The sequence below is a fragment of the Staphylococcus sp. HMSC068C09 genome (assembly GCF_001813735.1).
Lineage (GTDB): Bacteria > Bacillota > Bacilli > Staphylococcales > Staphylococcaceae > Staphylococcus > Staphylococcus hominis.
The window spans coordinates 1-4,342 of record NZ_KV813779.1; the positions used below are offsets into that span (position 1 = coordinate 1).

General features: G+C 31.4%; 6 protein-coding genes. 3 read left to right on the top strand and 3 right to left on the bottom strand.

Annotated elements, in window-relative coordinates; translation table 11 throughout:
- Positions 1-197: LPXTG cell wall anchor domain-containing protein (locus tag HMPREF2930_RS10675; RefSeq protein WP_141751519.1), on the top strand; the 197-nt coding region annotated here is incomplete at its 5' end.
- 124 nt (positions 198-321) lie between these two features.
- Positions 322-1,938, top strand: coding sequence for a hypothetical protein (locus tag HMPREF2930_RS10680; protein WP_017176068.1), 1,617 nt, complete (start codon positions 322-324; stop codon positions 1,936-1,938).
- Positions 1,939-1,990: 52 nt separating this feature from the next.
- Here the strand turns inward: HMPREF2930_RS10680 and folE2 are convergent, their stop codons facing one another.
- From folE2 to HMPREF2930_RS10695, 3 genes are read right to left on the bottom strand one after another with little or no spacing between them, the layout of a single operon-like run.
- Positions 1,991-2,869 (bottom strand): GTP cyclohydrolase FolE2, encoded by an 879-nt coding sequence (gene folE2, locus HMPREF2930_RS10685; RefSeq protein WP_017176067.1) that lies wholly within the window; start codon positions 2,867-2,869, stop codon positions 1,991-1,993.
- 27 nt (positions 2,870-2,896) lie between these two features.
- Complete coding sequence (bshB2, locus tag HMPREF2930_RS10690; RefSeq protein WP_017176066.1) at positions 2,897-3,562, bottom strand: bacillithiol biosynthesis deacetylase BshB2; 666 nt, start codon at positions 3,560-3,562, stop codon at positions 2,897-2,899.
- Between the two features lie 13 nt (positions 3,563-3,575).
- On the bottom strand, positions 3,576-3,938 hold the full coding sequence (locus tag HMPREF2930_RS10695) for a YojF family protein (protein ID WP_176745780.1): 363 nt from the start codon (positions 3,936-3,938) through the stop codon (positions 3,576-3,578).
- A gap of 186 nt (positions 3,939-4,124) precedes the next feature.
- Here HMPREF2930_RS10695 and HMPREF2930_RS10700 point away from each other — a divergent pair.
- Positions 4,125-4,342: orotidine 5'-phosphate decarboxylase / HUMPS family protein (locus HMPREF2930_RS10700; protein ID WP_176745781.1), on the top strand; the 218-nt coding region annotated here is incomplete at its 3' end.

The following is a 4,342-nucleotide window of genomic DNA, read 5'->3' on the forward strand; positions in this document are numbered from 1 at the left end:
ATGCTGATTCAGATGCAGACGCAGATGCAGATAAAGCTCATAATGATAAAGCAGATAAATCAAATAGTAATGAATTACCTGATACTGGTAATAACAATCAAAATAATGGCACATTATTTGGTTCATTATTCGCTGCACTTGGAGGATTATTCTTAGTTGGCAGACGTCGTAAAAACGAAAATAATGATGAAAAATAATAAGTAGATTTCATGTTGACACAATGAAATTTAAAACCAGGCCTTTCAAGGCCTGGTTTTATTTTAAATACTATGATATTAATTGAGAGAAAGAGGATAAATAATTATAAATAGGGTGAAAACTATGGATTTTGAATATAAATTAGAAAAATTATTAACCGCAGTAAATAATAAAATTGAAATGAATAATTATGTTTTTTTAAGTTTGGGTAAACCTAACATCAAAGCTCAAGTTAAACTGTTCAAAAAAACGAATTACCTTAAGCAAGATATTTCGAAATCAGCACTTAAATTTAAAAAGAAAACAGGTCAATTTCCCGAGTGGATTAAATTAGATATTGTTACAACCACTGAAAAAGTTCAATTTACAGAATTGAAAAAAGCGTTAATTAATACACGACGAAATTATGTAGATTTTGGTATCGCATTTGATAGTCTATGGAATTTAGCCGTTTTACCTGAAGAAATTAATGCGAATGCTTTTGTCCGACCAGATAATACAACTAAAGAACTATTTCTTTCTGATAAAAATATTAATAATTATTTACGTAAATACACGACTAACAAAAAGGCGTTTTCAAGTGAATTTTATGACGAAAAAAAAGTTGTTAAATTTTATACACAAGGCTTCTTTATAGATAATGAAGAAGTATATGAACTATACAACAATGGTTATAGAAAAGGTTTAAGAAAAGTAGATCATTTGGGGAGTGAAATTGATCAATTAATTGAAAGCAGCACTCATTTCTTACAAAATATGTTGTTAGATAATGGTAAATATATTTATGGGTATTTCCCACATTTTGATAATGAAATTGGGTTTTATAATATACTAAGACATTCATCTTCTACATATGCCTTAATAGAAGGATTAGCATATTTAGGTGAAAGTTTGCAACCTGTTGAAAAAGCAATTGATTATGTTATTTCAAATCAATTACTTGAAGTTGAAGATAAAGCGTATGTCTATGATGATACGGAAGACACTAATGAAATTAAATTGGGACAAAATGCTTCATTTATATTCGCTGTATGTGAATATTTGAAATATGAGAATAATCCTAAATATCTTGAAGCTGCTCAAAAAGTAGCGAACGGTATTCTTTCAATGATTGATGAAGATACATATGAAACGACGCACTTATTGAATTATCCTGATTTAAGTGTTAAAGAGAAATTCAGAATCATTTATTATGATGGCGAAGCAGCCCTTGCTTTGTTGAGACTATATCAAAGAGATAAAAATGAGTTATGGTTGAAAACTGTAGAAAATTTAATGGATCGTTTCATTGAGAAAAAATATTGGCAATATCATGATCATTGGTTAGGATATTGTACAAATGAATTAGTTCAAATTAATCCTCAAGAAAAATATTTTGAATTTGGGATAAAAAATGTGAATACATATCTAAATTATATTAAAAACCGTGAAACTACTTTCCCAACATTCTTGGAAATGTTAATGGCAACTTATAAATTAATACAGAAAGCTAAGGAAACAGGTTTCGAACATATCGTTCAGCATTTAATAGATGAGCAACAACTGATTGATGTGATTTATACAAGGGCAGATTATCAACGTGTTGGATTTTTCTATCCAGAAGTAGCAATGTATTTTAAAAATCCAAGTCGTATTCTGGGTAGTTTCTTTATCAAACATCATGGATATCGAGTTAGAATTGATGATATTGAACATTATATTTCAGGTTATGTGCAATTTCAAAAAGCTTTTAAAAAATAAAATATATCCCCTACATTTAGTGTATATGTTCACTAAATATAGGGGATATTATTTATTTTCTATATTTTAGTCTTGCGAAAGCATCGTGTTGATGAATGGATTCTTCGTTTCGACATTCAATGTCAAAGCCATCAATCCAGTCAAAATCTACTAAATCTGCAGCAATTAAACGAATTAAATCTTCAACGAAACGTGGATTTTCATATGCACGTTCTGTTACGCGTTTTTCATCTGGACGTTTTAAAATTGGATAAAGAATAGAGCTTGCATTTGCTTCCATGGCATCTAAAATCTTTTCTTTGTAATCATCTATCATTTCAGAATTTTTATCTAAATACACTTTTACTGTTACAACACCCCGTTGATTATGAGCAGAGTATTCGCTAATTTCTTTAGAGCAAGGACAAAGTGTCGTTACAGTAGCTGTGATGGTAAGTTCTTTACGCGTTACTTGATCTTTATGAATTGCTAAACCGTAAGTAACATCAGCATGACCCACTGCTTTGATATGAGTTACAGGACTATAACGATCAAAGAACCATTTACCTGAAACGTCTACTCCCGCAGCATTCTGTTTCATATTGTCTTGTAATGTACGTAATACTTGATATAGTGTATCGAAATCCAGTTCTAAACCATTATTATAATGTTTCTCAACACTTTCTAAGATACGACTCATGTTAATCCCTTTTTCATCTTTATTTAAACTTGTTGAAAAACTAAATGTACCTGCTGTTTGAAATTGATCAATTTTAACAGGATATACTAAATTTTTAATACCCACTTCTTCAATTTCAAATAAGAAGTTTTTATGTGTACTTTGTAAATCAGTCATTTCATTTTTAGTTGTAGGTTTTGTACCTTTGATAGGGTCTACTGAACCAAAATGTTTCCAGCGCCCTTCTCGAGTAGATAAATCAAATTCAATCATTCGTTTATTGTACCTCCTCTAATGATTTTAATTGTCGAAATGATACGTCCAATAAGGTTCGACTTCTAGAAAATTTTGTGTTTCTCCGCCAACTTCAGGGCTAGCTAATTGTTTTAAGAAAGGACCTGTTTGAGATTTATGAGCTTCAAACGCTTTTAATTTAATCTCTTTATATTGACTAATGTCATTTAATATATCAGGTTCTCCTAAAATATCCGGTGCATCATTACTGAATGCTACGAGTTGAAGTCTTGGACGTTCTTCTTTAGGCATACGTCCTACTGTTCTTACGACAGCTTCAGCTGTTGCTTCATGGTCTGGATGTACAGCAAATTTTGGATAAAATGAAATAATCACTGATGGATTTGTCTCCTCAATCAATGTTTTTACCATATCATCCATTTGCTCATGTGGCTCAAATTCTACTGTTTTATCTCTTAAACCCATTTTACGTAAATCAGTAATACCAATCACTTTCATAGCATCTTCTAATTCTTTTTCGCGAATATAAGGTAGTGATTCTCTTGTAGCAAAAGGGGGGTTACCTAAATTACGTCCCATTTGTCCTAATGTGAGACAGGCATAAGTGACAGGCACCCCGTTTTCAATATAACTTGCGATCGTCCCAGCAGATGAGAAGGTTTCATCATCGGGATGTGGAAATATCATTAGTACATGGTTTTCATCTTTCATGAATCTTCCTCCTCTATACTGTGAATGGCTGTTCACTGATTTCAATCGTTGCAGCCAACTGTCCTTCGTAATTAAATCCAGCTATTAAAAATTCATTATTATCATTGATTTCATAGTGAGTCAGGCCTTGCACATATACCCAACCTCCATCACGAAGTTTCAACCCAACACGAAATGGGTCTTTATCTCCGCCCTTTAGTTGCGCATGTTCATATGTGACTTGTATATTTCGTAAAAACGTACCTGCATTAAACACACGTTGATCAAAATGATTAGCATATGCACCATTCGTCGTTTCAACATGCAAATAGACAGGTTTGTTTTCAAATGTAGTTAACAATCGTTGTACTTCTTCAGTTTTAATAGGTTCCAACACGTTCACTCCTTACAACCATACAATGTGTGTATCTATCTATTTTACTAAAAAGAACTACCGAATTGTACACCTATGCTCAATTTATTTATAAATGAAAGAAAATAATTTGAAGTGATTTAAAGGTTTAAAAATATTTAACATGGGTATTTATACTACTACGACTATGATATGAAAGGATGTTTGTAATTGGAATTACAATTAGCAATCGATTTATTAAATAAAGAAGAAGCAGCAAAATTAGCTAAAAAAGTTGAAGAATATGTGGATATCGTAGAAATTGGTACACCTATCGTTATTAATGAAGGATTACCAGCTGTTCAACATTTAAACGAAAATATTAATAATGCTAAAGTGTTAGCTGATTTAAAAATTATGGATGCAGCAGACTATGAAGTAAGCCAAGC